The organism is Cobetia sp. BMC6, assembly GCF_029991385.1.
Taxonomy (GTDB): domain Bacteria; phylum Pseudomonadota; class Gammaproteobacteria; order Pseudomonadales; family Halomonadaceae; genus Cobetia.
This window is the reverse complement of sequence record NZ_JAKUMF010000002.1, coordinates 1-26,334: the sequence shown is the minus strand read 5'-3', so window position 1 is coordinate 26,334 and position 26,334 is coordinate 1. Positions and strand designations below refer to the sequence as shown.

Here is a 26,334-nt window from a genome sequence, read left to right as displayed (position 1 = left end):
TTCCGTCAGAGACCGACAGGCAAGTAGAGGATGTCGGTCTCTGACGGCCATATTCCGTGCGCTGCGTGATGCTGACAGGCACCACGCAGCGCTCTCGCAAGATAATCATGACACTCGTTCATGACAGGAGGTCACGGTGACGCAAGCGAAGTCTTCCAGTGTTTCAGCAGACACATCAGAGCGTGCATCCCGCGGCCTCGGCCGCCGTCGTGTGCTGGCCGCCCTCGGCGTCGGCCTGGCGCTGACACTGAGCGGCTGCGGCTTCCAGCTGCGCGGCGTGGATGATGCGCCGATGGCCATCACCGAGCTGGACGTCCAGGCACCGATCACCAAGACCCATGACGCCCTGCGCGACGCCCTCGAGCGTGCCGACATCCAGTTGAGCGACAGCGCCCCGCTGACCCTCAACCTGGGCAAGGTCCGTGAGAACGTGCAGCAGATCACCTACGGCGATGCCGGCAGCATCAAGCGTGAACTGACTTACCGCCTGACCTACTCGCTGCAGCGCAAGTCCGATGGGGCCTATCTGGCCAACCAGCAGGAACTGCAGGCCAGCAGCCTCTACTACACCAACGATGACGACCTGCTCAACACCGATGACCTGCGTGAGCGTGCGGCCAGGGAAGTCAATCGTGACCTGAGCCGTCAGTTGCTGGAGCGCCTGCGCGCGATCAAGCCCTGAGCTCCACGCTCCCGCACTGAGTCGCCCCGTTCGTGAGTCATGAGTCATGATCCATGAGTTCTGAAAGGCCAGACGATTGACGCCAAGGCGATTGACGACAGGCAAGCCAAGAGAAGTGGAAGACAACTGGCAGCAGTTGGTAGAGATTGGAAATCGCAACGTTCGCCAGGCACGGCTCCACGATATCGGGCAACCGATCATCATGGGGCCGTGCCTGTTCAGGGCCACCATCACGCCGAGGCTATCCCCTGCTCGTGAATGACCGCCCAAGCCTTGGGCGCACTTGCCCACCAGACCCGCGCAGTATCGAAGGACATTCATGAAGGTCTATCCCGACAAGCTCGACGAGCAGCTCAACAAGCGCCTGTCCCCCGTCTATATCGTGGCCGGTGATGAGCCGCTGATTCACCAGGAAAGCTGCGACGCCATCCGGCGTGCGGCACGCGCTGCCGGTGTCGAGGAGCGCGAGGTACTGCATGTCGAGAACGGCTTTCAGTGGGGGCGCCTGACCGAGTCTGCCGCCAGCATGTCTCTGTTCGCCTCGCGCAAGCTGATCGAGCTGCGCATGGGCACCCAGAGTGCCGGCCAGGAAGGCAGCAAGGTCCTCAAGGCCTACGCCGAGCGCATCGAGAAGGATGGCGACATCCTGCTGATCACCGCGGCGCGTCTCGATCGCAAGGTGCAGCAGACGGCGTGGTTCAAGGCATTGGAGAAGGTCGGCGTCTTCATCGCGGTGTGGCCGGTGGACCATTCCCGCCTCGGCTTCTGGATTCGCGACCGCGCCCGTCGTCACGGCCTCGAGCTGAATCAGGACGCCGCCCGCCTGCTGGCCGAGCGCATCGAGGGCAACCTGCTGGCCGCAGATCAAGAGCTGCAGAAGCTGGCGCTACTGCATCCGCCGGGCGCACGCCTGGATGGCAATGCCATCGTCCAGGGCGTCGAGGACAATGCGCGCTATGATGTCTTCACGCTGGCCGATGCGTGTCTGAAGGGGGAAGTCGAGCGCAGTGGTCGCATCGTGCTCGGGCTCAGGGGAGAAGGCGTCGAGCCGCCGGTGATCCTGTGGGCGCTGACCCGCGAGCTGCGCACTCTGCTTTCGCTGCGCCAGCACCTCGATCAAGGCCAGAGCTTCGAGCATGCCTGCAAGGCGCAGAAGCCGATGATCTTCGACAAGCGTCGCCCCTTCTATCAACAGGCGCTCAACCGCCTGCCCCACAAGCGCCTGCACAAGCTGCTGCTGTTCTCGCAGCGACTCGACATGGCGATCAAGGGGGGGATGACGCTGCCCATCTGGGACGGGATGGTCGATCTCGCCCTGACGCTCGCCGGCGGACGCGGCCCACTGGCCGAACTGCCTCACGCCTACAAGGTGGTATGATTCAGACACTCGGGAGAACGCATGCAGACTTCCTCCAGTACGCTTGGCGAAGCCGTCGACATCGAGACCCTGAGTCTGTGGCTTGCCGAAGGCAATACCTTGACAGTGGAAGTGCAGACGCTGGATCAAGGGCTTCATATGGTGCGCCTGCACCACGCTGCTGGCATCAGTCGTCTGGCCGATGACAACGGCCAGTCCCTGCGTTTCACCGGCACCCAATGGGTAAGCCGCCTGCTGTTGCCGCTGGGGCTGACCCACGGCGTGCAGACCTGGGCGGAAGTACAGAATGAGATGATCGGCCTGCCCACGACGCCGATCGACAATGCCAGCCTGCTGGCCCATGGCACGCGCGTGGCCTTCCAGACCCGCTAGAGCTGCGCGCCACGCCTCTCCTCGCTTGTCTTTCTCTTCGGCTCCCCTCTTGTCTTTCTCCGGCTCCCCTCGCCAATCATCAAGACGCCCCCACCAGCAGGCTGATGGGGGCGTCTTGCCATTCGGCTTGTCTGCCTTATGCGGCTTTTCGGCTTGTAAGCGTGGCAACTTCGCTTAATGCGCCGCATCCGCCTTGGACTTCACGAACGCCTTGTAGCCGTACAGCTTGCGCGGGTTGTCGCGGAAGATCTTCTCGCGCATCTCGCGCTCCGGCAACCAGCGCTGCATCAGCTCGGCCAGGGTGTCTTCTTCCGGCATCTCGACACCGATATAGGGATGCGGCCAGTCACTGCCCCACACGACGCGCTCCGGATTGGCCGCCACCAGCGCCCGCACCAGCGCCGTGACATCGGAATAAGGCAAGCGACCGCGAGTGGTCAGTCGGTAAGGCGCCGACAGCTTGACCCAGGTGCGCCCCTGCTTGAGCAGTCGACACAGCGCGGCAAAGCCGGGGCACTCCGGGCCACGCGTGGCCGCCAGATGGCCCATGTGGTCGATCACCACCGGCACCGGCAAGCTGCCGAGGCGCGCTTCCATGTCACGGAAGGTCGAGACATCGATCAGACATTCCAGGTGCCACTTGAAGCGTGCCAGGCGATCCGCCAGCAGCATCACATCACGCCAGCGCAACCCGCCGGCGAAGATCAGGTTGAGGCGAACGCCACACACTCCCAGCTCGGAGAGTCGCTCAAGCTCGGCATCACTGATGTCGGGCGTGACAACCGCCACGCCACGGTAGTCCAGCCCACGCTCGCGACAGCTCTGCAGGCTGTCGCACAGCAGGCGATTGTCATAGCCATAGACACTGGGCTGTATCAGCACGCCGTGGCTGGCGCCCAATGCATGATGCATCTCGAGTGCTTCACTGAGCCCCACAGGCGCCGGGTCATAGGTTCTGTCCGCCGCCAATGGGTAACGCACCGGGTCACCAAACAGGTGGAGGTGACAATCAATACTGCCCGCCGGCAACCGGAAGGTCAGGGGGTGTGGCAAGGGTCTGGGCGGCGTGGCGCGCGGCAGATCCTGCTCGACATGATTCCAGTCCATCGATGCGACTCCCTCGCGTAACCTCAATCATCAAGCCCGGGGCGACGTCACGCTCAATCGCCCACTGCCACGATACTGCGCCGCCCCTCTCGTTTCCAGACAAAAGCCTGCCGACAAAAAAGCGGCATGTCCGAAGACATGCCGCTTTTGGTATCAGCCGTGGCCTGATCGCTTATCGAAGACGCTGACCGAAGGTGCTGATGTTCAGTCGAGTCGCTCGAAGACGGTCGCGACACCCTGGCCCATGCCGATGCACATGGTCGCCAGACCCAGGCGAGTGTTCTGCTGCTTCATGACGTTGAGCAGCGTGGTGCAGATACGCGAACCGGAACAGCCCAGCGGGTGACCCAGTGCGATGGCGCCACCGTTGAGGTTGACCGCCGTGTCGACACGCTCCAGGAGGCCGAGGTCCTTGAGCACCGGAATCGACTGCGCCGCGAAGGCCTCATTCAATTCGACGGTCTGGATGTCCTCGATGGTCAGGCCTGCGGCCTTGAGCGCCTGCTTGGAGGCCGGCACCGGCCCGTAGCCCATGATGGAGGCGTCACAGCCTGCCACGCCAGTGGACAGCACTCGAGCGATGGGCTTGAGGCCCAGCGCTTCGGCTCGCTCGGCGCTCATCACCGCCATGCCCGAGGCGCCCACCGACAGCGCGGAAGAGGTGCCCGCTGTCACGGTACCGCCCTTGGGATCGAACACCGGCTTGAGATTGCCCATGGACTCCATGCTGGCATCGCCACGGATGACCTCATCGCGGGTCACCAGGACACGCCGACCCTCGGCATCATGGCCCTCGACGCCGATGATCTCATCATCGAAGCGGCCTTCATCGGCGGCGGCCTGGGCACGCTGATGAGAGCGCACGCCGAACTCATCCTGCTGCTCACGACTCACGCCATGCATCTTGCCGAGCAGTTCCGCGGTCAGGCCCATCATCATTGCCGCCTTGGCCGCATGCTTGCTGGCCGCCGGATTGACGTCGACCCCATGCGCCATCGGCACGTGCTCCATGTGCTCGACACCGCCGATGATATAGAAGTCGCCCATGCCGGCCTTGATGTTGGCGGTGGCGATATGCAGGGCACTCATCGAGGAACCGCACAGGCGGTTGACCGTCTGCGCCGGCACGGTACGCGGAATGCCGGTCATGATGGCGGCATTGCGCGCGATGTTCATTGACTGCTCCAGGGTCTGGTTGACGCAGCCCCAGATGATGTCGTCGACCTCGGCCGGCACCAGGCCGGGATTGCGATCGAACAGCGCCTGCATTACCGCGGCGGACAGGTTCTCGGCACGCACGTGTCGGAAGGCGCCGTTCTTGGCCTTGGCCATGGCGGTACGCACGCCATCGACGATTACCACATCTCTCGGATTCGGATTCATTGTCTGGCTCCCTCATGGCCCTCGCTGTCGCGAGGGCCGAAAATTCTGGTCGGATAGTGCTGGCGGCCACTCGGGCGCTCAGCCATCAAGGCTCAGGAGTAGAAGGCGTCGCCACGCTTGGCGCGCTCGCGCAGCGCCTCGGTCGGGCGATACAGCGGCCCCAGCTCATCGGCCAGGCTGTCGGCCAGCGCGACGAACTCGGCCACCCCCATGGCATCGACGTAGCGCAGCGCACCACCACGGAATGGCGGGAAACCGATGCCGTAGATCAGGGCCATGTCGGCCTCGGCCGGGCTGCCGACGATGTCGTCTTCCAGGCAGCGGATGGTTTCCATGCACAGCGGCACCATCATGCGCGCGATGATGTCGTCATCGGAGAACTCGCGCGTCTCGCTGACGACCTGTGCCACCAGCGCCTGAGCCTCATCATCCGCCAGCTTCTTCGGCTTGCCCTTGCGGTCTTCCTCGTAGCGGTAGAAGCCCAGAGCGTTCTTCTGGCCGAGGCGCTTGTTGTCATACATCACCTGGATGGCGGTCTTGCCGTCACGCGCCATGCGGTCCGGGAAGCCTTCCGCCATCACCGCATTGGCGTGCACCGCGGTATCCATGCCGACCACATCCAACAGGTAGGCCGGGCCCATCGGCCAGCCGAACTTTTCCATCACCTTGTCGACGCGCTGATAGTCGGCGCCTTTCTCGACCAGCAGGCTGAAGCCACCGAAGTAGGGGAACAGCACGCGGTTGACCAGAAAGCCGGGGCAGTCGTTGACGACGATCGGCGTCTTGCCCATCTGACGGGCATAGGCGACGGTCGCGGCGATGGCAGCATCGCTGGACTTCTCGCCACGGATGACCTCGACCAGCGGCATGCGGTGCACCGGGTTGAAGAAGTGCATGCCGCAGAAGTTCTCGGGACGCTTGAGCGATTCGGCCAGTCGCGTGATGGAGATGGTCGAGGTGTTGGAGGTCAGAATGGCGTCTTCGGCGACGTTGTCCTCGAGCTCGGCCAGCACCGAGGCCTTGACCTTGGGATTCTCGACCACCGCCTCGACGACCAGGTCCACATTGCCGAAGTCACCGTAGGACAGCGTCGGGCGAATGTTGGACAGGCCCTGCGCCATCTTCTCGGTGGTCAGCTTGCCGCGCTCGACACCCTTGCCGAACAGCTTGCGTGCTTCCTTCAGACCCAGTTCGATGGCCTCGCCATTGATGTCCTTCATCAGGATCGGCGTGCCCTTGCTGGCGCTCTGGTAGGCGATGCCGCCCCCCATGATACCGGCACCCAGCACGGCGGCCTGCTTGATCTCGCTGGCCTGCTTCTCGTAACCCTTGGCCTTCTTCTTGACCACCTGATCGTTCATGAACAGGCCAACCAGATTGAAGGCCACATCGGTCAGCGCCATCCTGGCGAAGGTCTTGGCCTCAATGGCCTGGGCGCGCTCACGCGATTCCCCCGCGCCCTTCTGGATGACCTTGATGGCTTCCACGGGTGCCGGATAGTGCGGACCGGCCTTGCCGGCCACGAAGCCCTTGGCGGTCTCGAAGGCCATCATCTGCTCGATGGCATTGAGCTTGAGCGGCGAGGTCTTCTCGAGACGACGCGCCTGATAGTCCAGCTCGCCGGCATTGGCACGCGCCAGAATATCGAGTGCCGCCGCGTCCAGCTCGGCCACCGGCAGGACGGCATCGACGGCGCCCACTGCCAGCGCCTTGTCGGCACGGTTCTCGGTGCCACCACAGATCCACTCGATGGCGTTGTCAGCCCCGATCAGACGCGGCAGACGCACACAGCCCGCCCAGCCCGGGATGATGCCGAGCTTGGTCTCCGGCAGGCCGATCCTGGCGCTGTCGGCCATGACCCGGAAATCGGTGGTCAGGGTAATCTCGCAGCCCCCGCCCAGCGCCAGCCCATTGATGGCAGTGACGGTGGGGAACGGCAGGTCTTCGATGGCGTTGAAGATGCCATGGATATTCATGTTCATGTCGATGAGGAAGGCTTCATCCTTCTCGAACATCTGGTGGAACTCGGTGATGTCGGCACCGACCACGAACGCTTCCTTGGCGGAGCGGATGACCAGCCCCTTGAGATCGGCCGTCGCCTTGATGGCCTCGACTGCCTCTCCCAACTCCTTGAGTACGTAGCTGGCCAGCTTGTTGACCGATTCGCCTTCAAGGTCGAGGGTCAACAGGGCGATGGCGTCCTGATTGGCCTCGACGGTTAGCATTTTGCCTGAATAGATCATCCACGGATCTCCACAAGAGAAAGAGGTGAAGGGGCTGCCGGGCGCTCGATGGTCACTGCCATTTGGGCGTTGGCCATGAGGGCGTTGGCAACCGGCCTCGCCGGACTCGCCGCTGGCTGAGGCACCACGTGAGAGTCATCTCTCATCACAGCGCTTCATACAAGCGTTTGAATACAGCCAGCTTGGGCCAGTGACGGGCAAAGATCAAGCCTGCTGACATTAGCGAAAGGTCGGGGGTCACAGCGCGTCTGTATACTGGACTGAGCTGACTGGCGCACGCTATCGACAGCCGATGTAGGCAAAGATCGACGCTACACCGCACAAGGCAGCCGCGTTACCCTGAACACTTTCCCAACCCGCAGGCTGACCGCGACACCTCCTCGCGCGCCAGCAGGCTTTCAAAGGCCTCATCGATATCATGCTTTCATGAGCAGCACTCTCACCGCCCTGTATCTACGCCTGACCGGCCTTGTCGAACGCACCAAGCGCTGGCACTGGCTATGGCCGCCCATCGGCTTCGCCGCCGGCATCTGCAGTTTCTTTCTCGTCAACCGTCAGCAATGGCTGGGCGGCCTGCTGGCGCTGGGCATGATGCTGGCCTGGTTGATCCTGATCGCCGAAGGCCTGTGGAGCCGCCTGCGCCGCCATCGCGGTCAGAATGCCCTGCCCCGCAAGCTGGCGACCTTCGTGGCCCAGCTGATCCAGCAGGAGACACTGTGTTTCACGCTGCCGTTCTTCCTGGCGACCACCGACTGGGCCAGCGGCCAGGCAGGCTTCACGCTGCTGCTGTGCGGCGCGACCCTGCTGTCGATTCTCGACCCCTTCTACTACCGGCTGGCCGAGCGTCATCGCTGGCTGTACTTCGGCTTCCACGCCCTGTGCGTGTTCGTCGTGGTGCTGGTCACCCTGCCCCTGCTGCTGGAACTGACCACGGGCGAGAGCCTGCTGGCCGCCTGTGCCGCCATGAGTCTGTTCGCGCTGCCCAGCGTCGCCAACCTGCGCATCGCGCGCGGTCTGGTCGGCGGTCTGGCGATGATCGGCATCAGCGTGATGCTCGGGGTGGGTGCCTGGGGGGCACGTGCCTGGATTCCGCCTGCCACGCTGTGGATCAATGCCAGCAGCCTGTCGCCGGACTTCGATGCCGCGGCGCGCGCACCGCGCGGCGAGATGCAGCTGACACCTGCGCAACTCTCCGCCCGAGGCCTCTACGCCTACACGGCCATTCGCGCGCCGCGCGGTCTGTCGGAGAAGGTCTATCACGTCTGGCGTCATGATGGCGAAGTCGTCGATCGCATCGCCCTGAACATCAACGGCGGACGCAGCGAAGGCTACCGCGCCTGGACCCACAAGACGGCCTTCCCGCAGGGCAGCGAGGGCGAGTGGCGCATCGATGTCGAGACGATGAACGGACAGCGCATCGGCAGTCTGCGCTTCTTGGTCAGCGATGATCCGCAGCAGGCGACCCTGGCGGACAGCACCATCAGCCAGCCCCCCGGCATCCCCGGCTGGCGTATCACCAACCTGATTCCGGGTTTGTGACAGTCGCCACCACGAGTCACTCCGCAAGCGGGAACGCTGAGTTACTCGACCATGGACGTAAAATTCGTTCGCAGGCTTGTAATTATCCAGACTGCCTAGCATGCTGATGTGAAGGGCGGCGCAGATAAGGAATCAGTCTCATTCACTTTTGAGTGATGCTGGACGCGCGCCAATGACAAAAGCCCCTTCACCTTTGCACTCAGCGGACGACCTATCCATGCATGAAGATATCGGACTCAAGCTTTCCCGCCTGCCGCGCCTGTGGCGCGCCATTCTGGACCAGCGACTGTCCCCACTAGGCCTGACCCAGACTCGTTGGATGACGCTGGTACACCTGTGGCGCATGGGCGATGGTCAGCCCCAATGTGATCTGGCTCGCTCCATCGGTATCGAAGCCCCGTCGCTGGTTCGCACCCTGGACCAACTGACCGAACAGGGCCTGGTCGAGCGCCGTGCCTGTGAGGAAGACCGCCGCACCAAGCGCATCTTCCTGACCCGCAAGGCGCTGCCATTGATCGAGAAGATCGATGCCATCGCCGAGCAGACTCGCATCGAGATGCTCGAGGGCCTGAGCGAGGCGCAGGTCGATCAATTCTGCGAATGCCTGCGTGTCATGGAGCGCAATGGCCTGGAAATCTCCGAGAAGGTGCCGGAAAGCGCCTGACCCGACATGCCGACCGGAAATGGCCGGCCGTGCCAGCAGGACATGAACGCAAGCGGGATATGAAAAAGCCCCCATCGAGTCACTCGATGGGGGCTTTTTTCTACAGGCGGGAAGGCTGCCCGTGTCAGGCGTCCGGCATCTTCGGTTCGGTGCCCACCAGCGGACGACGCTTGTGCGAGATAGGCGCCTTGTCGATCAACAGCGCATGCAGGACCTCGAATTCGCGCCGCCAGTCGTGGCAGCTCTCCACATCCAGACTCTCGCCCCACCACAGCGTCAGACCGGAGAGTGACGACTCCAGCATCAAGGCGTCCTCCGGCAGCGTGCGCGTAAAGCGCAGCAGCGCCGCAGCGACGTCCGGGTCATCCGCCAGGCGACTCTCTTCGCGCCAGCGATAGCCCGGCACCGCCTCACGCAGAGCGTCACTGGCCCATTCATCCTGCACGAGGATGAAGGGCGTGACATCGCGTTCGGTCGGCCAGGGACGGCGATAGCCGACGATGCCCTTGGGCGCGTCAGAAAGAGGCGGCGCCTTGAGGTCCACCCGCATGCCATCGGCGATCACCGCCTTGCGGACCAGTGAAGTGCGCGTCTCGCGTTTGCTGGGGCGTAGCCAGGTCAGTGGCGACAGCATCGCCAGCACGACAAAAATGATGATCAGCGCAGTCGTCATCGTCTATCCAACGGTTGTCTATTCAAGGGTTTCATCAAGCAGGACATGGCGTAAAGGCGCAAGATAGGCTATGCAGCCCCGAGGGGTTGCGTATCACGCACTGTCATTACGTTGATGTAAGTCATTGTGTTCAAGGGGGCGGCAAGCCTAGCATGGAAGCAGGTGCACGACGCCACTCGAATGGCCAACCTCTGCGGGAGGACCTCAGGATGAGCAACGAATACAAGCATGTACTGGTCGCTGTCGACCTGACCAAGGATTCCCATCTGGTGCTGGAGCGGGCACTGCCGATCGCCAAGCGCAACGGCGCCAAGATTTCCATCATCCATACGCTGGAACCGCTGGGCTTTGCCTATGGCGGTGATATCCCGATGGACCTGACCAGCATCCAGGACCAGCTGGATTCCCACGCCCGTGAACGACTCAGCGAGATCGCCACGCCTCATGATATCGCCGCCGAAGACCAGTACGTGGTGGTCGGCATGCCGGATAGCGAGATTCATCGCTTCGCGGCCGAACACGACGTGGACCTGATCGTGGTCGGCTCGCATGGTCGCCATGGCTTTGCGCTGCTGCTGGGCTCCACCTCCACGGGTGTCCTGCACGGCGCCCAGTGCGACGTGCTGGCGGTGCGCGTCGGCGCGGATGACAGCGAGGAATGATGGCGACCGGCTAGACGACACCTCCTGCCAGACGACACCTCACGTCGACGACATGTGAGGGACGACAAGAGGGCTGCCCATGGGCAGCCCTCTTGTGTATTCAGCTGACGGACTTTCTGCACGGCACGGCCATCAAGCATCGTCACTCATGGCCGTAATCCATGACCGTAGTCCATGACCGTACGTGTGCATGACCGTCACTTGCGGCTTCAGCCTTCCTGCATGGCCTCAAGCTCCATCCAGCGTTCCATCGTCTCTTCCAGCACCTGCTGCTTGTGGCTGAGCTTCTCCAGCGTGTTCTTCACCACCTTGGCATCCCCGGTGTAGAACTCCGGCGCCGCGATCTCGGCTTCCAGTGTCGCGACCTCCGCCTCCAGCTTCTCGATGGTCGCCGGAATCAGATCCAGCTCGCGCTGGAGCTTGTAAGGCAGCTTGACCTTCTTGTTGGCCTGCTGCGCCTGGGCGGCCTCACGCTTGCGACGCTCGTCTTCTGCCTGGGCATCACGACGGTGCTTTTCCTCGCGCTCACGCTCGACTTCCCACGGCGCCGGCGGCAGATGCCCGCCCTGACGTATCCAGTCGCTGTAGCCCCCGATATACGGCTTGACGACCCCGTCGCCCTCGAAGGCGAGGATGTTGGTGACCACGTTGTCCATGAAGGCACGGTCGTGGGAAACCAGCAGCACGGTGCCGTCAAAGTCGAGCAACAGCTCCTCGAGCAGCTCCAGCGTCTCGACATCCAGGTCGTTGGTCGGCTCATCGAGCACCAGCACGTTGGCAGGCATGGTGAAAAGACGTGCCAGCAGCAGACGGTTGGACTCGCCCCCTGACAGGGAGCGTACCGGCTGACGCGCGCGGTCCGGCGTGAACAGGAAGTTCTGCAGGTAACTCATCACGTGCATGTCACGTCCGCCGACCGTGACACGGTCGCTGCCGCGCGCCACGTTGTCATAGACGGTGGCTTCCATGTCGAGGCCCTTGCGCAGCTGATCGAAGTAGGCGATCTGCAGCTTGGTGCCTTCGATACGCTTGCCTTCGCTGGCTTCCAGCTGACCGAGCAGGATGTGCAGCAGCGTGGTCTTGCCCGCACCGTTGCGTCCCAGCAGACCAACCTTGTCGCCACGCTGGATCTCGATACTCAGGTCACGGATGACCCACTGCTCCTGCGCCTCGTCGTAGCGATAGCTGACGTTTTCCAGCTCCACGACCCGCTTGCCGCTGCGCTCGGCGGAGTCGACGGCGATACGCGCACGGCCCTGCACTTCACGCCGCTGGCCACGCTCGGCACGCATCTTCTCCAGCGCACGTACACGGCCTTCATTGCGGGTACGACGCGCCTTGACCCCCTGGCGGATCCAGGTCTCTTCCTGGGCCAGTTTCTTGTCGAACTCGGAATTCTCCTTGGCCTCGACGTCCATCTCGTGCTGCTTCTGGGCCTGGTAGGCCGCGTAGTCGCCCGGATAACGACCGAGACGACCACGGTCCAGCTCCAGAATCTGGGTCGCGAGGCGTTTCAGGAAAGCCCTGTCGTGGGTGATGAACAGTACAGCGCCAGAGAAGGCCGCGACCTGCTCTTCCAGCCACGCAATGGTATCGAGATCCAGATGGTTGGTCGGCTCATCGAGCAGCAGCAGGTCCGGGTCGGACACCAGCGCACGCGCCAGCGCGACACGACGACGCCAGCCGCCGGACAGGTCTTCCATCATGGTGTCTTCCGGCAGACCCAGACGGGTCAGCACGGTATCGATACGCTGCTGGAACTGCCAGCCATCGACGCTTTCCAGCGCGACCTGCACGTGCTCGAGACGCTTGAGATCCGGCTCGGGATCGCTGATCAGATGATGGTACTCCGCCAGCAGCGCGCCCGCCTTCGGCAGGCCTTCAGCGACGATATCGAAGATGGTGCGTCCTTCGGCGGCCGGCAGGTCCTGCGAGAGCACGCCGATCTTGAGGCCCGGCGCCTTCCACAGCTCACCGGCATCTGCCTGGAATTCGCCGGTGATCAGCTTGAGCAGGGTCGACTTGCCGGTGCCGTTGCGGCCGACGAGCGCCAGACGCTCGCCGCGCTCGACGACAAGGTCCGCCCCGTTGAGCAGGACGTGATGGCCGTAGGCCAGCTGAAGATTTTCCAGTCGTAACAATGCCATGTGCAGCAGCAACTCGTGACGGGTCCACGGCCGGGAAGGCCACGGAGGAAGTGGGAGTCAGGCGGACAGGCCGCCGCCAGCGACGCGCGCCGGAGAATGCTGCCATTCTACCCGAGGCACAGCGTGCAGGCGATGGAAGACGCCGCAAGGGCTGAAAGACGCCGGCGCCTTGGGTAGAATGGCCGACCGCTTGAAATCACGTCACGTGCCCTGCGCTGCCAAGGTCCGCCTGTCATGCAGCGCTATCGAGTGCCAGACCGACAGGCTGTTGTCAGGCCTTGCGCTGTCACGTGTCTCCTCCCTCCTCGCGATCCCAAGGGTGTCCGATGTCCGCGCTTCCCCCGCATGCCGATCCTGCCTCCCTGCCCTACTATGATAGCGAGCGGCTGTCCGACGAGACGCTTGCCGCCTTGTGTGACGACCTTGAGCTCGGCGAGGCCGAAATCGCGGCCGCGCTGACGCTACTGGCACCGGAGCTGCGTTTCGCAAGCCCCTCTGCGCTGGTCGACATCGGCGTCAACCTGACGCATGAGAGCTACGCGCGCGATATCGAGGGTACCTTGCTGCGAGCACGCGCGGCGGGCGTCAGCCAGCAGATCCTGACCGGCACCAGCCTGGATGCCTCGCGTGAGGCCCAGGCACTGGCGGCACGCTATCGCGGCCTTTCTGCCACCGCCGGCGTGCATCCGCATGATGCCAGCCAGTGGAACGACGGCGTCGAACGCGGCATCCGGGAGCTACTGGCGCAGCCGGAGGTCGTCGCAGTGGGGGAATGTGGCCTCGACTTCAATCGCAACTTCTCGACGCCCGCCGAACAGGCCCGAGCGTTTGAAGCGCAGCTGACACTGGCCGCCGAGACAGGCCTGCCGCTGTTTCTGCATGAACGCGACGCCGGTCGCCAGATGCTCGAGATGCTCAAGCACTGGCGCGACGATATCAGTCACGCCGTCGTGCACTGCTTCACCGGGGAGCGCGAGACGCTCTACGGCTACCTGGATCTCGACCTGCACATCGGCCTGACCGGCTGGCTGTGTGATGAGCGCCGAGGCGAACACCTGCGCAGCCTGTGCCGCGAGATTCCCCTCGAACGCCTGATGCTGGAAACCGATTGTCCCTATCTGGTACCGCGCAATCTGCCCGCCAAGCTCAAGGGACGGCGTCATGAACCCTCGCTGCTGGTGTGGATCATGGCGGAGGTCGCGGCGCTGCGCGGTATCGACATGGAAGAACTCGCACAGGCCACCACCGCCACTGCCACCCGCTTCTTCCGCCTGTAATCGGCATACACGACTTTCCCTGCACGCTTCCCTGCTCTGGACATCACCATGCACGAATATGAACCCGAAACAGGGGACTTCCCCGCCTTCATCGCCGTCGAGACCGGCGAGGACTCCAGTCTGCCGCTGGCCATCGCCTGGGCGCTGCCTGATGGCCAGATGAAGCATGTGCTGATCCAGCCGGATGACGAATGGCTGGATGGCGAGATGCTGGAGCTGGGTGACTACAGCCTGGATGACCTGCGCAGCTTCGGTGTCAGCCCCCTCGATGTGCTCAAGGAGCTGGAGCAGGACTACTACCAGACCACGCTCTATACCACCGGCGTCATGGATGACGAGCAGGCACTGGCCCGCCTGTTCGACGCCTACAACATGGACCCGTTCGTCGAGTTCGCGCCGGCGGAAGGCCTCTACCCTGAACTTGCTCCGGGCGACTGGGCGCGAGAGCGCAACAACATGCTGTTCGAACAGGGCCTGCAGCCCTTCCGCCCAGACAACGAGGTGCTGGTGATGCTGGCCATCCATACCCGCCTGCGCGGTGATGGCGTGCGTGGCGAGCAAGACATCCAGGGCACTGGCCCGGATTACGAGATCGACTGGGAAGAAGACGTCTGATCAGTCGTTCTCGCCCCTGACACGCAAACGCCCCGACAACCGCAAGGTTGTCGGGGCGTTCCTGTTCAAGCCTTGGCCTCTACGGCGCGGCTCAGCCGTTGGAGCGGCCACCACCGTTGCCACCGCTGGAGCGGTTGCGACCACCGCGTGAGCGGCGGCGCGGACGCTCATCATTGCTCGGCGCACGGTTGCCGTTCACCTCCGGCTGCGGCGCGATGCGATTGCCATCGACTTCACGCTGCACCGGCGCACGGTTGCCGCGGTTGTCATCATCGACACGCGCGGTCTGCTGAGACTGGCCGCCAGTGCGTTGGCCTTCAGAGCGCTGGCCGCCAGTGCGCTGGCCGCCCGATCGCTGGCCGCCCGAGCGCGGGCCGCCATTGCCACGACCTTCAGCGGCAGGCTTGCCACCTGTGCGCTGACCGCCAGAGCGCTGGCCGCCAGAACGCTGGCCGCCAGAACGCTGGCCGCCACGCGGCTGACGCGGTTCACGTTCCGGCTCGACATCGACTTCCGGCACGAAACCTTCCACCTCGACCCGCTTGAGCTTGCCCTTGAGCAGACGCTCAATCCCGCCCAGTTCCTTGCGCTCATCGCTGGAAACCAGCGAGATGGCACGCCCGCTGGCACCAGCACGGCCGGTACGCCCGATACGGTGCACGTAGTCTTCCGGCACGTTGGGCAGTTCGTAGTTCACGACCTGCGGCAGCTGCTCGATATCCAGGCCACGCGCTGCAATATCCGTCGCGACCAGCACTCGCACTTCGCCGTTCTTGAAGCCGGCCAGCGCCTTGGTACGCGCATTCTGACTCTTGTTGCCATGAATCGCTGCAGCACTGATACCAGACTTCTCGAGCTTGGTCGCCAGTCGGTTGGCACCGTGCTTGGTACGGGTGAAGACCAGCACCTGGTGCCAGTTTTCCTTGATGATCAGGTGCTTGAGCAGCGAAGGCTTGTGGCTCTTCTCTACGGTGTGGATATGCTGCTCGACCTTCTCGGCCGTGGTATTGCGCGGGCTGGCTTCCACCGCCGCCGGGTCATTCAGCAGCTTGTTGGCCATGCCGCGAATCTCATCGGAGAAGGTCGCGGAGAACAGCAGCGTCTGACGCTTGGTCGGCAGCAGCTTGAGCAGACGGCGGATGTCGTGGATGAAGCCCATGTCCAGCATGCGGTCCGCTTCATCCAGCACCAGCGTCTCGAGATCGGAAAAGTCGATGGCCTTCTGGGAGTGCAGGTCCAGCAGGCGGCCCGGCGTGGCGGTCAGGATCTCGACGCCAGAGGACAGGCGGCTGATCTGCGGGTTGATCTTCACGCCACCGAATACCACTGCATTGCGCAGCTTCAGGTGACGTGAATAGGCGGTGACGTTCTCGTCGATCTGCGCGGCCAGCTCACGCGTAGGCGTGACGATCAGGGCCTTGATCTTGCGGGCACCCGCGGGAGCGCTCTGTGCGAGGCGCTCGACCAGCGGCAGGGCGAAACCGGCGGTCTTGCCGGTACCGGTGCGCGCGGCAGCCATCACATCGCGGCCTTCCAGCACGGCAGGAATCGCACCTGCCTGGACGGGAGACGGCGTGGAATAGCCCATCTCGGCGATCGCTTTCAGGACAGGAGCGGACAGCCCCAGGGAGGCAAACGCCGGGACGGAATTGGCAGTAGTCTCAGTCATCAATATCTCTTCGGCTGACCGGCCACGTGCTGGTCGATCATTAAGGAATGGCGCCTGGCCGGGCACGTGCCGGGAGAGGGAGCGAGGCGTATCAGGCGCAGAGAAAAAGGAGTCGGTCAGAGGGACCTCATCCGGCTGCTGCCAGTCGCTCGCGTCAGGCGATGGCCCAGTCTACCATCTTCCGCCGTCGCCTGCAGAAGCGCGCATCCGATGGGCTCAATGCCAGTGCAGCGGATAGCGGCGATGACGCGCCAGATTGTTGATCAACACCGCCAGCACCAGCATCGCCAAGCAGCCCAGCCCCACCGGCAACAGGGCGTACCAGTAGCCCAGCTCATGCAGCGGCTGACCGCCGATCACCGCGATCAGGGCGGTGGCGCCGCCCGGCGGGTGCAGGGTGTGCGTCAGCTGCATGACCAGCAGTGACACCGAGACCGCCATGGCCGCTGCCAGCCAGCCATCGCCCAGCCAGTGATAGCAGGCGACACCGACCAGTGCCGACAGCATGTTGCCGCCCAGCACATTGCGCGGCTGGGCCAGCGGGCTGTGCGGCGCGCCGTAGAGCAGCACCGAGGTCGCGCCGAAGGACCCCACCAGCAACAGCGAGCTGACTGCCAGATAGTGCGAGGACAACCAGCCGATCAGCGCCATGCCCAGAAAGGCTCCGAGCCATGACCACAGGGCATCGGCAACATGCGGCCTGCCCCGCTTCAGGGGGCCACCACGCATCTTGGCTACGTAAGGCTTGAACATCGTGCGAACCATCTCCGGCATTGTCCTGTCAGTGTCGAGCGCTGCACCCTAGGCGATCTCCACATGAGGAACAACTCCCGTTTGGCAATAAGCTGATACCAATGCTGTCGTCGTCATGACTCGCTGCGCGAGGCCACGATGGTGCGCGAGATCACGATCACCGGCAGGATACCGACCACCACGATCACCAGCGCCGGCAGCGCCGCCTGCTCGAGCATTTCATCCGAGGCGTACTGATAGACGTGGGTGGCGAGCGTGTCGAAGTTGAAGGGTCGCAGCAGCAAGGTGGCCGGCAGCTCCTTCATCGCATCAACGAAGACCACCAGCGCCGCGGTCAGCAGACCGGGGCGGATCAAGGGCAGGTGCACCCGGCGTAGTGTCGAGAGGGTGTTCTCGCCCAGCGAGCGCGCCGCCATGTCCATCGAAGGCGTGACCTTGTCGAGACTCGATTCGATGGAGCCCGCGGCGATGGCGAGGAAACGCACCACATAGGCGATGATGATCGCGCCCATCGTCCCCGTCAGCAGCAGACCGCTGGAGAACCCGAAGTTGGCGCGCAGGAAGCTGTCCAGCGCATTGTCGAACCCGGACAGCGGCACCAGCACGCCCAGCCCCAGCACGGCGCCCGGCATGGCATAACCGAGACTCGAGAGCTTGAGCGCCTGTTGTACGCTGGCGGTGCGATCCAGCCGCTTGGCGTAGGCCAGCAGCACCCCGATGATCAGCGTCAACACGGCAGCACTGACCGACAGCATCAGACTATTGAGCGCGTAACCGGTAAAGTCCGGCGTCCACGACTCCTCAAAATAACGAATGGCATGCCGCGTCAACAGGCCCACCGGCAACAGGAAACCGAACAGCAACGGCAGCAGGCAGGCCAGTGTCGCCAGTCCGGCGCGCCAGCCATGCAATGTCGGGCGACGATAGCGACGATAGCGATCGCCCTTGCCGAACTGACGCTGCCGACGCCGGGCATGTCGCTCCAGCCAGATCAGCGTGACCACGAAGATCATCAGACACAGCGCGATCTGGGCCGCGCCGCGCAGGCTGCCCATGTTGAGCCACACATTGAAGATGCCGGCAGTCAGCGAACGCACCGCGAAGTAATCGACGGTGCCGAAGTCATTGAGCGCCTCCATCATCGCCAGCGCCAGACCGACGGCGATCGCCGGGCGTGCACTGGGCAGTGCCACGCGCCAGAAGCTCTGCCAGCCATTGCAGCCCAGGGTGCGGCTGGCATCGCGCAGTGACGGTGATTGATCGAGAAACGCCGAGCGCGCCAGCATGAAGACATACGGAAACAGCACCAGCGACAGCATCAGGATGGCACCGCCCAGACTGCGTATCTCGGGGAAGTAGTAATCCTGCGGCGAGTCCCAGCCGAACAGCGCACGCAGCGCGCCCTGGAAGGGCCCGGCATACTCGAAGACATCGGTGTAGATGTAGGCGATGACATTGGCAGGAATCGCGAACGGCAGCAGCAACGACCACTCGAAGGTGCGCCGCAGCGGGAACTGATACATGGTGGTCAGCCACGCCGAGACCACGCCCATGCTGCCGCTGAGGACCGCCACGCCGGCCACCAGCGCCAGACTCGTCATGACATAGTCAGGCAACACGGTGGAGACGAGGTGCGGCCAGATGCCGTCACCGGCCTGGTCACTGCCATCATCGCCGAACAACGCCAGCCAGATGACGGCCAGCACCGGCATCACCACCAGCGCGGCGACCCCCCAGGCCGTCGCGAACCACCCCATGTGCGTGCCCAGACGCCGCTGACGGCGTCTTATCGCCGCATCTTCGTCGAATGACGTGCCGTGAGTCGCGTGCTCCAGGGCGAGCTCCGTCGCGCTGGTTGCCGTGCAGGCTTCCTCTTCAAGGCTCGCACCTCGCTTTGCCAACAGCCGCTTGCCTTGCGTCATCTGTTCTTCCTCACTGACCTGCCAACTGCAATTGCGTCTATTTTACATTGTTCACTCAAACGAAGAGGGGCTGTCGCATCGCGACAGCCCCTCTTCGTTCATGACATCCCACCCGATGGCTCATGCCAGCGGTGAGTGCCGTTACTGGTTGAAGCCGACTTCATTGACCATCTGAGCAGCACGCTTGCGGTATTTGGCGACCTCGGTCAGCGAGAGGTCATCCTGCTTGAACTCGCCCCAGGACGTCAGCAGCTCCGAGCTTTCGGCAGCCGGGTTGGCCGGATACTCGAAATTGACCTCGGCATACATGTGCTGGGCGGTCTTCTCGGTCAAGAAGCGCATCAGCTTGAGCGCATTCTCTTCGTGCGGCGCATACTTGGTCATCGCCATGCCGGAGATGTTCATGTGCGTACCGACACCGTTCTGGTCCGGGAATTCGATGCGTGCCTTCTCGGCCCACGGACGCTGCTCGTCATTGTCGAGCATCTTGCCGTAGTAGTAGCTGTTGCCGATGGCCACGTCACAGACGTTGTCACGAATCGCCTTGATCTGATCGCGGTCCCCGCCCTGCGGCTTACGCGCCAGGTTGTCCTTGAAGCCTTCCAGCCATTCGCGGGTCGCTTCCTCGCCGTTGTGGGCGATACGCGAGGCGATCAATGCCACGTTGTAGGGGTGATCACCGGCTCGTGAACAGACACGGCCCTTGAGGCTCGGATCCGCCAGGTCGTCATAGCTTGCGACCTGACCGGCCTCGAGGCGATCGACACTGGTGTAGAGCACGCGTGCACGGGTGGTGATACCGAACCACTGGTTGTCAGGGCCGTGATACTGCTCGGGCAGGTTGGCTTCGATGACGTCGTCATTGACGCTCTTGACCAGCTCTTCGTCGACCAATTCCTGCAGGCGACCGATATCCACCGTCAGCAGGACGTCAGCCGGCGTGTTGCGACCTTCACGCTTGAGACGCTCGGCCAGACCTTGCTTGGCGAATACCACGTTGACCTTGACGCCGGTCTCCTCGGTGAACTCCTTGAGAAACGGCTCGATCAGATAGGCCTGACGATAGGAGTAGACGTTCACCTCTTCCTGGGCTTGCGCCGGCATGGTCGTGACAGCCGTCACGCCGACCAGCGCACTCAACAACAGCTTGCGAGCGGAGGATGCAGAAATCATGGATACAGCAGTCATCGAATACCCCTGTTCAAGGTGTCCTGTCCTGACGAGGACTGCCATGGGCAGACCTGCAGGCCAGTAGAAGCGGAACCATTGTGTCAATGCGAATCATTCTAATCACAAAGCGCTGACGCCTGCAACGTGAGTGCAACGCTGATTTGCAGATAATGCAATCCCGCTTCAGGAGGCGGGTTCCGGGAGGCAAGCCCAGCCAGCGACGACACTGCTGCCTGCCATGCACAGGAAGGCTTCACTCCAGCCGGCCGTCCTCGCCCACTGCAGGCAACAGGGGCATGGCATGGGCGATGGCCTGCTCAAGCGGCATCCCCTGCTGCCAGACACCGGCGAGTGCATGGCGGAAGGCAGCGGCACGTGCGGGCAGGCCGCGCTGCTCGACATCGGCGGCACGCTGCATCACACGTTGCGTGAAGGCGTCTCGATCCACCTCCAGCTCAAGATTGTCGACGCTGACATGAAACGGCTTGCCCACCGCCCGGTGGAAAAGCAGCTCCAGCGCCTGGGGGGCAACCTCGACACTTTCGAAGGCGCGCTGCTGCTCGGCGTCGCGGCCATCCGGTGCATACCAGTAGCCGTAATCTTCCTCGAGCCGCCGTCTGGCGCCTGCGATGCACCAATGGCTGATCTCATGCAGTGCGCTGGAAAAGAAGCCACGTGCCAGATAGACACGGTGATAGCCAAGTTCTGATTCCGGGACTCGCCTGCCTTCTCCCTGCATGCCGGCCGGAAGATAGAGCGGCTCCTCGGGATCACAGCGCAGCAAGGTATTGAAGGTGCCACCGAACAGGCCGTCGAACAACGCCATCAAGGTGGCGAGGTCATGCGCACGACGAGGGCTCCCGCAGGCGGAATCAGAGGAATGGACAGCAGTTAGGGACTCATGGGACGACACGGCAATTCTCGGCAAGCGCTGGCAGTGTGGGAGCATTCGATGGCGGCAGGAAAACCTGCTCTGCCGGATGGCTCATTGTACGTGGCAAGCCTATAGCGCGTCATTTCAGCTGACAGTGTCACTCATAGCCGTGATAATTCATCAGCTTGCGTTCATGAAACCTGCTTATCTGCTAGGATGGCGCGCCAAGCAAGAATGATTCTCGATTACTAGCAGGAGCCTGCCGTGCCCCCCGCCGACCCATCCCCCTCCTCCATGCCTCAGACGGCCCCCGGTTCTCCGCCTCCGCCACTGATTCCCCGCGTCAGAGCGGAAACCTCACGCCTGGTCACTCTGGCGCTGCCGATATATGGCGCGCAGCTGGCTCAGGCAGGCATGAGTGCCGTGGACGTACTGATGACGGGACGTTCCTCAGCCACGGACCTGGCAGCCGTGTCGGTGGGCTCCAGCCTGTGGGTGCCCCTGCTGCTGCTGATGGCGGGCACCCTGATGGGCCTGACACCGGTAGTCGCGCAATTGATGGGGGGCAATCGCAGCGGTGAGGTACGTGGCAACGTGCATCAATCGCTGTGGATCTCGCTAGTACTCGGCAGCCTGTCCGGGCTTGCGCTGTGGTATCTGGCCGCGCCGATCTTCACGCTGATGGAAGTGCCTGAGGCCGTGGCAGAGCAGGCGACTCTCTACCTGATGGCCATTGCCTGGGGCATGCCGGGCGCAGCCTTCTATCAGGTTCTGCGCGCCTACTCGGACGGTATGAACCATACCCGCCCGGCACTGATCATCAGTCTGATCGGCCTGATATCGAACGTCCCGCTCAATTACGTGCTGATCTACGGTTCTGCGGGCGTGGATGACCTGCTGGGAATCACCCTGCCGGGACTGCTGGGCGACATTCCGGCCATGGGCGCCGCCGGCTGCGGTATCGCCACCGGCCTTGCGATGTGGATCATGTGCCTGAGCATGTTCGCCTACACGCGTTACAGCAGCGCGTATCACGCCGTGGCGTTGTGGTGCCAGCCCAGCGCTCCCCATTTCAAGCAGATGGGCGAACTGCTCAAGGTTGGCCTGCCGATCGGTATCGCGATCTTCTTCGAGGTCACGCTGTTCACGGTCATCGCCCTGTTCGTGGCCAGCTTCGGCGAGATCAAGGTTGCGGCCCACCAGGTCGCGCTCAACTTCACCTCGCTGCTGTTCATGCTGCCGCTGTCGATGGCGATGGCCCTGACCGTGCGCGTCGGCCACACCATCGGCCGTGGTGACATGCGTGAAGCACGTTTTGTGGCCTGGAATGGCGTGGCCTTCTCGTTGGTAGTGGCGCTGGTGAATGACATCGTGATCTGGGTACTGGCCGAGCCGGCCGTGGCGCTCTACACCAGCAACCTCAAGGTCCAGGCCCTGGCCATGTCGCTGATCACCCTGGCGATGCTCTATCAGGTCTCGGACTCTCTGCAGGTCGCCATGGCAGGCGCACTGCGCGGTTTCAAGGACACGCGCATCATCATGCTGATCACCATGTTCGCCTACTGGGTGGTCGGGCTGGGAGGCGGACACCTGCTGGGTGTCGGCAGTGAGGCCTTCCCGATCTCGCCCTGGCCCATCGAACAGATGGGCGTCTATGGCTACTGGATCGGCATGGTGGCAGGCCTGACCGTGGCAGCGCTGCTGCTGGGCTGGCGCCTGTGGATCATCGCGCGCCGTGGCGTACGTGACGAGGTATTGGCGAGCCAGTGACGCCTGGCAAATAACGTGCGCATCTCAGCCAGGAGACTGGTCTGACAGCCACCTGAAACGCCTTGATGAGAAAGCCCCGCGACACCCGACAAGGTGACGCGGGGCTTTTGCGTTTAAACACGACAAAGCCGATAGACGGTCATTTCGTCCAAGGAGGGGTTACCGTCAAGGCGCTGGCTGTGCTAATGGTTATTCAAGGCAGTGCTCTCTCGCTGACGACACACATGGCAGAAGCGAGAGAACGCACCAGCACACGCCGAGGACGATCGACAAGCTGCTGAGGAGGGTTCGTCATGGGCGTACCAGTTTCTTCCCCCCGCTCCGCCAAGGTCATCGACCTGAGTGTCATGCGTGACAGGATGCGTGCACGACGTCGTATTCTCCGGCTGGCGCCGGAACACGACGGGTTGGAAATGCTCTATCAGCTCGACAGCGACCCGGACAGCTATTACAGCATTCCGGTACTGGCCTGGGGGCTACGCGAGGATGGTGAGGTCGTCGGCATGGTGCCGTGGATGGAGGGCCTGATGCCCTGCCACGAGCTGGAAGACCCGCAACAGGGGCATTTCGTCGGCTATCGCGACCCGGAAACCGACGAAGTCTTCATGCTGGCGCCTGACCACAAGGTGTTCGAGCTCGAACATGCCGCGGCCTATTACGACTATGAAGTCTCGGACAGGACGACACTGCTGCAGCAACTGCCGGACACGCTGGGTACCCATGCGCTGTGCATGACCAACGGCGAGTCACAGTGGCAGCTCAAGCAGGTCTTCGGTTGGCGTCTCTACAGCGATGGCAACATCGAGGCCTTGCTGGTCGATGAAACTCGCGTCACCCAGACACCGGTGCTGGCCGGCGACGACTGCCTGTACCCGGGGCGCAGTCGGCATGATGTGGTCTATTTCTTCCAGCGCGCCATCGCCAATCAGATTCGCGAGCAGGACCCGGCGACGCTGGAGGCTCTCGCGCTGATGATGACCGGCGAGAGCGACCAGGTCTGCGTCGAGGTCCATGACCGCGAAGCCTGAGGATCAGCCATGACCCACGACTCAGCGGTGCGGGCAGGCCTCAACTGATGCGGATGTAATACAGGAACTGTTCCGGCGTCTCGTGGCTCAGTTCCAGGGTGTGGCCAAGAAAGGCGCAGAACTTGGGCACATCACGGGTGGTGGCAGGGTCGGTCGCCACCACCCGCAACAGGTCACCCGAGGCAAGCTCACGCACCTTGTTGTGCAGCATCATGATAGGCTCCGGGCAATACAGGCCACTGGTTTCCAGCTCGGCATCGGCCTCGGGCAATGTGATATCGGTCATCGAAGACTCCTGACAATCCTGCCGCCCTGGCTGGCGGCACGTACAAAAAGGGGAGACAGGCATGATCAAGGTTCTGATCGAACGGCATATCATGCCGGGACTGGAACAGGATTACGAACAGGCCTCGCGTGAAGTCGTACGCGAGGCTACGCATGTCCCGGGCTTCATCTCGGGCGAGAACCTGATGGAAACCGGCCGCGCGGGCCACCGCATCCTGATCACCTCATGGCGCGATGCGCGAGCGTGGCAGGAATGGTCGGTCAGCCCGGCCAGAAATCGCATGATGGCGCGCCTGGCGCCCATGCTATCCCAACCGGAGCGGATAATCCTGCTGGAGCATACCTGAACGCGCCTCTCCGGCGAGCGAAGGCAGCAGGCGCCCCCATCCCCATACAAGAACCCCACGGCCTGTACTGGCCGTGGGGTTCTTGTATGGGGCATGCCGCCCGTGCGTGCTGATCGAGCCTACAGCCAATCAGTGCGTGATACGCACGTGCACAGTAACCTCTTCACGGTCGTGATACAGATGACGACAGCGAATCTCGGCACCGACGTTGGAGCGCTCGAGACTGGCGGCCAGATAGTCGAGGCAGCGAGAGACTTCCTTCCAGCGCTGCTTCATCGGCAGCTTGAGATTGAAGACGGCCTCGTTGCACCAGCGCTTCTTCAGCCAGCGCTCGACCATCTCGGTCACACGAATCGGCTTGTCGACGATATCGCAGACCAGCCAATCCAGACGCAGCGGCGGCTCCCAGGTGAAACCATCTTCCTTGAGATGCTCGACCTGCCCTGTCGCCATCAGGTCCTTGTTCATCGGACCGTTGTCGATCGCGAACACGAACATGCCCTTCTCGACCAGCTGGAAGGTCCAGCCACCCGGGGCGGCACCAAGATCCGCTGCCTGCATGCCAGTGGCGATGCGACGCTCCCACTGATCGCGCGGCACGAATTCGTGCCACGCCTCTTCCAGCTTGAGCGTGGAACGGCTGGGCGCACGACTCGGCGAACGCAGGTGACGAATGCCATTGGCATATTCGCTGCGGTTACCCGGGAAGCTCATGCCCAGCTGGACTTCATCGCCATCCGTCCAGAAGACGTGCAACGCCCGACCACCGGCCTTGCGGCGCAGGGCGCCCCGCTTCTTGAGCGCGGACTCCAGCGGGCGACCGACGGCCTTGCCCAGCCCCGATAGCGCCTTGCCATCATTGGTATCCGGCATCTCGTGGCGGATCTCCTCGAAGCTCCAGCCGGCGTCGACCACCTGCTGCAGAATCGGCGAGACACGATTCTCCCGCGACATGCCGACCAGTGGCTCCAGTGCCACCAGGGTCTGACGAGCGAAGACCAACGCCTGTAGCGGCATGTCACGATGCAGGGCGTTGGCGGGCTCATCACTCGTCACCACATAACGCACGAAGCCACTGTCGCGGGCCGCAATCGGATAACCCGGCGTGCCGATATACGCCGCTTTCTCGCTGACTTCTGCGGCTAGGTCGGCCTCGAAGCCAGGGCGGCAATACAGCAACAGTTCTTGAGGTTGCATCATCATCTCCAATACAGAAGGCTCGGGAGTCTAGCCTCTCGCCTCTGCCTTCTACAAGCGTGCATGTACGTGATGGGGCTGTGACAACGCTCAGGCCGTCATCATGGGCGCGACAGGCACCTCGCGAAGCGCGTACGCCTCTTGCCGTGCGCAATTTTCCTGAGCACAAAGAGAACCGCCCCTGCAGCAAGGCTACAGGGGCGGTTCAGTATAAGTGCCTGACGATGACCTACTCTCACATGGAGAAACTCCACACTACCATCGGCGCTAAGCGGTTTCACTTCCGAGTTCGGCATGGGATCGGGTGGTTCACGCTCGCTATGGTCGTCAGGCGAAACGGTGGCATCTTGCGATGCCTGAGTCTCGAGGCTTGTGGCCTCGGGACTCGCAATATGAATCATGCTGACCGATATGTCGTCGATCCTGTCGCAATCCCGGCGGTTTGCCTGGGCAAACCCCTTGGGTGTTATATGGTCAAGCCTCACGGGCAATTAGTACTGGTTAGCTCAACACATTGCTGTGCTTCCACACCCAGCCTATCAACCTTGTAGTCTTCAAGGGCCCTTCAGGAGGCGCA

At 63.0% G+C, this 26,334-nt stretch carries 23 protein-coding genes and 2 rRNA genes; 11 read left to right on the top strand and 14 right to left on the bottom strand.

The window, feature by feature from the left end; genetic code table 11:
* Window positions 1–136: 136 nt before the first annotated feature.
* The 3 genes from lptE (at window position 137) to MKZ40_RS04305 (ending at window position 2,432) form a co-directional block, all read left to right on the top strand.
* Window positions 137–682, top strand: a complete 546-nt coding sequence (gene lptE / locus MKZ40_RS04315) for an LPS assembly lipoprotein LptE (protein ID WP_175090597.1) — start codon at window positions 137–139, stop codon at window positions 680–682.
* A 319-nt stretch (window positions 683–1,001) separates the two neighbouring features.
* Entirely contained in the window at window positions 1,002–2,060 is a 1,059-nt protein-coding gene (gene holA / locus MKZ40_RS04310) for a DNA polymerase III subunit delta (protein ID WP_043335288.1), read from the top strand.
* A 21-nt stretch (window positions 2,061–2,081) separates the two neighbouring features.
* Complete coding sequence (locus MKZ40_RS04305; RefSeq protein WP_175090598.1) at window positions 2,082–2,432, top strand: hypothetical protein; 351 nt, start codon at window positions 2,082–2,084, stop codon at window positions 2,430–2,432.
* A gap of 174 nt (window positions 2,433–2,606) precedes the next feature.
* Here the strand turns inward: MKZ40_RS04305 and MKZ40_RS04300 are convergent, their stop codons facing one another.
* From MKZ40_RS04300 to fadB, 3 genes are all read right to left on the bottom strand, one after another.
* Entirely contained in the window at window positions 2,607–3,539 is a 933-nt protein-coding gene (locus MKZ40_RS04300; RefSeq protein ID WP_175090599.1) for an amidohydrolase family protein, read from the bottom strand.
* Between the two features lie 204 nt (window positions 3,540–3,743).
* The gene (gene fadA, locus MKZ40_RS04295) at window positions 3,744–4,922 is read right to left on the bottom strand and encodes an acetyl-CoA C-acyltransferase FadA (RefSeq protein WP_175090600.1); all 1,179 of its coding nucleotides are present in this window, start codon (window positions 4,920–4,922) and stop codon (window positions 3,744–3,746) included.
* 92 nt (window positions 4,923–5,014) lie between these two features.
* Complete coding sequence (gene fadB, locus MKZ40_RS04290; protein ID WP_175090601.1) at window positions 5,015–7,165, bottom strand: fatty acid oxidation complex subunit alpha FadB; 2,151 nt, start codon at window positions 7,163–7,165, stop codon at window positions 5,015–5,017.
* Window positions 7,166–7,591: 426 nt separating this feature from the next.
* Here fadB and MKZ40_RS04285 point away from each other — a divergent pair, with 426 nt between their 5' ends.
* Window positions 7,592–8,704, top strand: coding sequence for a DUF5924 family protein (locus tag MKZ40_RS04285; protein WP_175090602.1), 1,113 nt, complete (start codon window positions 7,592–7,594; stop codon window positions 8,702–8,704).
* Between the two features lie 217 nt (window positions 8,705–8,921).
* Window positions 8,922–9,368 carry a transcriptional regulator SlyA gene (gene slyA / locus MKZ40_RS04280; protein ID WP_043335305.1) on the top strand — a complete coding sequence of 149 codons (447 nt, stop codon included), beginning with the start codon at window positions 8,922–8,924 and terminating at the stop codon, window positions 9,366–9,368.
* A gap of 124 nt (window positions 9,369–9,492) precedes the next feature.
* On the opposite strand, the gene MKZ40_RS04275 is transcribed toward slyA, so the two are convergent.
* Window positions 9,493–10,041 (bottom strand): preprotein translocase subunit YajC, encoded by a 549-nt coding sequence (locus MKZ40_RS04275; RefSeq protein ID WP_175090603.1) that lies wholly within the window; start codon window positions 10,039–10,041, stop codon window positions 9,493–9,495.
* Window positions 10,042–10,250: 209 nt separating this feature from the next.
* On the opposite strand from MKZ40_RS04275, the gene MKZ40_RS04270 reads away from it, so the two are divergent.
* Complete coding sequence (locus MKZ40_RS04270; protein WP_175090604.1) at window positions 10,251–10,703, top strand: universal stress protein; 453 nt, start codon at window positions 10,251–10,253, stop codon at window positions 10,701–10,703.
* Window positions 10,704–10,912: 209 nt separating this feature from the next.
* Here the strand turns inward: MKZ40_RS04270 and MKZ40_RS04265 are convergent, their stop codons facing one another.
* Entirely contained in the window at window positions 10,913–12,850 is a 1,938-nt protein-coding gene (locus tag MKZ40_RS04265; RefSeq protein ID WP_175090605.1) for an ATP-binding cassette domain-containing protein, read from the bottom strand.
* A gap of 326 nt (window positions 12,851–13,176) precedes the next feature.
* On the opposite strand from MKZ40_RS04265, the gene MKZ40_RS04260 reads away from it, so the two are divergent.
* A complete protein-coding gene (locus tag MKZ40_RS04260; protein ID WP_175090606.1) occupies window positions 13,177–14,127 on the top strand; it encodes a TatD family hydrolase in 951 nt (316 codons plus the stop codon).
* Between the two features lie 48 nt (window positions 14,128–14,175).
* Entirely contained in the window at window positions 14,176–14,742 is a 567-nt protein-coding gene (locus MKZ40_RS04255) for a hypothetical protein (protein WP_240916687.1), read from the top strand.
* Window positions 14,743–14,833: 91 nt separating this feature from the next.
* On the opposite strand, the gene MKZ40_RS04250 is transcribed toward MKZ40_RS04255, so the two are convergent.
* The 5 genes from MKZ40_RS04250 to MKZ40_RS04230 form a co-directional block, all read right to left on the bottom strand.
* Window positions 14,834–16,411 (bottom strand): DEAD/DEAH box helicase, encoded by a 1,578-nt coding sequence (locus MKZ40_RS04250; protein WP_175090607.1) that lies wholly within the window; start codon window positions 16,409–16,411, stop codon window positions 14,834–14,836.
* Window positions 16,412–16,627: 216 nt separating this feature from the next.
* Window positions 16,628–17,164 (bottom strand): HPP family protein, encoded by a 537-nt coding sequence (locus tag MKZ40_RS04245; protein ID WP_175090608.1) that lies wholly within the window; start codon window positions 17,162–17,164, stop codon window positions 16,628–16,630.
* A 113-nt stretch (window positions 17,165–17,277) separates the two neighbouring features.
* Complete coding sequence (locus MKZ40_RS04240; protein ID WP_254627207.1) at window positions 17,278–19,086, bottom strand: iron ABC transporter permease; 1,809 nt, start codon at window positions 19,084–19,086, stop codon at window positions 17,278–17,280.
* A gap of 141 nt (window positions 19,087–19,227) precedes the next feature.
* A complete protein-coding gene (locus tag MKZ40_RS04235; RefSeq protein ID WP_254627208.1) occupies window positions 19,228–20,274 on the bottom strand; it encodes a Fe(3+) ABC transporter substrate-binding protein in 1,047 nt (348 codons plus the stop codon).
* A gap of 235 nt (window positions 20,275–20,509) precedes the next feature.
* A complete protein-coding gene (locus MKZ40_RS04230) occupies window positions 20,510–21,082 on the bottom strand; it encodes an elongation factor P hydroxylase (RefSeq protein WP_175090609.1) in 573 nt (190 codons plus the stop codon).
* 342 nt (window positions 21,083–21,424) lie between these two features.
* Here MKZ40_RS04230 and MKZ40_RS04225 point away from each other — a divergent pair, with 342 nt between their 5' ends.
* Window positions 21,425–22,900 carry an MATE family efflux transporter gene (locus tag MKZ40_RS04225; RefSeq protein ID WP_175090621.1) on the top strand — a complete coding sequence of 492 codons (1,476 nt, stop codon included), beginning with the start codon at window positions 21,425–21,427 and terminating at the stop codon, window positions 22,898–22,900.
* A 293-nt stretch (window positions 22,901–23,193) separates the two neighbouring features.
* On the top strand, window positions 23,194–23,928 hold the full coding sequence (locus MKZ40_RS04220) for a hypothetical protein (protein ID WP_175090610.1): 735 nt from the start codon (window positions 23,194–23,196) through the stop codon (window positions 23,926–23,928).
* 40 nt (window positions 23,929–23,968) lie between these two features.
* Here the strand turns inward: MKZ40_RS04220 and tusA are convergent, their stop codons facing one another.
* Window positions 23,969–24,214 (bottom strand): sulfurtransferase TusA, encoded by a 246-nt coding sequence (gene tusA, locus MKZ40_RS04215; protein ID WP_054555155.1) that lies wholly within the window; start codon window positions 24,212–24,214, stop codon window positions 23,969–23,971.
* A gap of 61 nt (window positions 24,215–24,275) precedes the next feature.
* Between tusA and MKZ40_RS04210 the strand changes: the two genes are divergently transcribed.
* The gene (locus tag MKZ40_RS04210; protein ID WP_175090611.1) at window positions 24,276–24,560 is read left to right on the top strand and encodes an antibiotic biosynthesis monooxygenase; all 285 of its coding nucleotides are present in this window, start codon (window positions 24,276–24,278) and stop codon (window positions 24,558–24,560) included.
* Between the two features lie 129 nt (window positions 24,561–24,689).
* Here the strand turns inward: MKZ40_RS04210 and rlmM are convergent, their stop codons facing one another.
* The 3 genes from rlmM to MKZ40_RS04195 all read right to left on the bottom strand — a co-directional run.
* Entirely contained in the window at window positions 24,690–25,763 is a 1,074-nt protein-coding gene (gene rlmM / locus MKZ40_RS04205) for a 23S rRNA (cytidine(2498)-2'-O)-methyltransferase RlmM (RefSeq protein WP_175090612.1), read from the bottom strand.
* Window positions 25,764–25,973: 210 nt separating this feature from the next.
* A 5S ribosomal RNA gene (gene rrf, locus MKZ40_RS04200) occupies window positions 25,974–26,089 on the bottom strand.
* A gap of 138 nt (window positions 26,090–26,227) precedes the next feature.
* Window positions 26,228–26,334, bottom strand: a 23S ribosomal RNA gene (locus tag MKZ40_RS04195); the annotation flags it as partial.

What these genes read in the sequence shown, in the direction of transcription:
- MKZ40_RS04275 (WP_175090603.1), bottom strand. Translation starts at nt 10,041, where the DNA reads ATGACGACTGCGCTGATCATCATTTTTGTCGTGCTGGCGATGCTGTCG.
- tusA (WP_054555155.1), bottom strand. Translation starts at nt 24,214, where the DNA reads ATGACCGATATCACATTGCCCGAGGCCGATGCCGAGCTGGAAACCAGT.
- MKZ40_RS04220 (WP_175090610.1), top strand. Translation starts at nt 23,194, where the DNA reads ATGGGCGTACCAGTTTCTTCCCCCCGCTCCGCCAAGGTCATCGACCTG.
- fadA (WP_175090600.1), bottom strand. Translation starts at nt 4,922, where the DNA reads ATGAATCCGAATCCGAGAGATGTGGTAATCGTCGATGGCGTGCGTACC.
- MKZ40_RS04250 (WP_175090607.1), bottom strand. Translation starts at nt 16,411, where the DNA reads ATGACTGAGACTACTGCCAATTCCGTCCCGGCGTTTGCCTCCCTGGGG.
- slyA (WP_043335305.1), top strand. Translation starts at nt 8,922, where the DNA reads ATGCATGAAGATATCGGACTCAAGCTTTCCCGCCTGCCGCGCCTGTGG.
- MKZ40_RS04260 (WP_175090606.1), top strand. Translation starts at nt 13,177, where the DNA reads ATGTCCGCGCTTCCCCCGCATGCCGATCCTGCCTCCCTGCCCTACTAT.
- MKZ40_RS04245 (WP_175090608.1), bottom strand. Translation starts at nt 17,164, where the DNA reads ATGTTCAAGCCTTACGTAGCCAAGATGCGTGGTGGCCCCCTGAAGCGG.
- MKZ40_RS04270 (WP_175090604.1), top strand. Translation starts at nt 10,251, where the DNA reads ATGAGCAACGAATACAAGCATGTACTGGTCGCTGTCGACCTGACCAAG.
- MKZ40_RS04305 (WP_175090598.1), top strand. Translation starts at nt 2,082, where the DNA reads ATGCAGACTTCCTCCAGTACGCTTGGCGAAGCCGTCGACATCGAGACC.
- MKZ40_RS04300 (WP_175090599.1), bottom strand. Translation starts at nt 3,539, where the DNA reads ATGGACTGGAATCATGTCGAGCAGGATCTGCCGCGCGCCACGCCGCCC.
- MKZ40_RS04285 (WP_175090602.1), top strand. Translation starts at nt 7,592, where the DNA reads ATGAGCAGCACTCTCACCGCCCTGTATCTACGCCTGACCGGCCTTGTC.
- MKZ40_RS04230 (WP_175090609.1), bottom strand. Translation starts at nt 21,082, where the DNA reads ATGGCGTTGTTCGACGGCCTGTTCGGTGGCACCTTCAATACCTTGCTG.
- fadB (WP_175090601.1), bottom strand. Translation starts at nt 7,165, where the DNA reads ATGATCTATTCAGGCAAAATGCTAACCGTCGAGGCCAATCAGGACGCC.
- rlmM (WP_175090612.1), bottom strand. Translation starts at nt 25,763, where the DNA reads ATGATGATGCAACCTCAAGAACTGTTGCTGTATTGCCGCCCTGGCTTC.
- MKZ40_RS04210 (WP_175090611.1), top strand. Translation starts at nt 24,276, where the DNA reads ATGATCAAGGTTCTGATCGAACGGCATATCATGCCGGGACTGGAACAG.
- holA (WP_043335288.1), top strand. Translation starts at nt 1,002, where the DNA reads ATGAAGGTCTATCCCGACAAGCTCGACGAGCAGCTCAACAAGCGCCTG.
- MKZ40_RS04265 (WP_175090605.1), bottom strand. Translation starts at nt 12,850, where the DNA reads ATGGCATTGTTACGACTGGAAAATCTTCAGCTGGCCTACGGCCATCAC.
- MKZ40_RS04225 (WP_175090621.1), top strand. Translation starts at nt 21,425, where the DNA reads ATGCCTCAGACGGCCCCCGGTTCTCCGCCTCCGCCACTGATTCCCCGC.
- MKZ40_RS04235 (WP_254627208.1), bottom strand. Translation starts at nt 20,274, where the DNA reads ATGACTGCTGTATCCATGATTTCTGCATCCTCCGCTCGCAAGCTGTTG.
- MKZ40_RS04255 (WP_240916687.1), top strand. Translation starts at nt 14,176, where the DNA reads ATGCACGAATATGAACCCGAAACAGGGGACTTCCCCGCCTTCATCGCC.
- MKZ40_RS04240 (WP_254627207.1), bottom strand. Translation starts at nt 19,086, where the DNA reads ATGACGCAAGGCAAGCGGCTGTTGGCAAAGCGAGGTGCGAGCCTTGAA.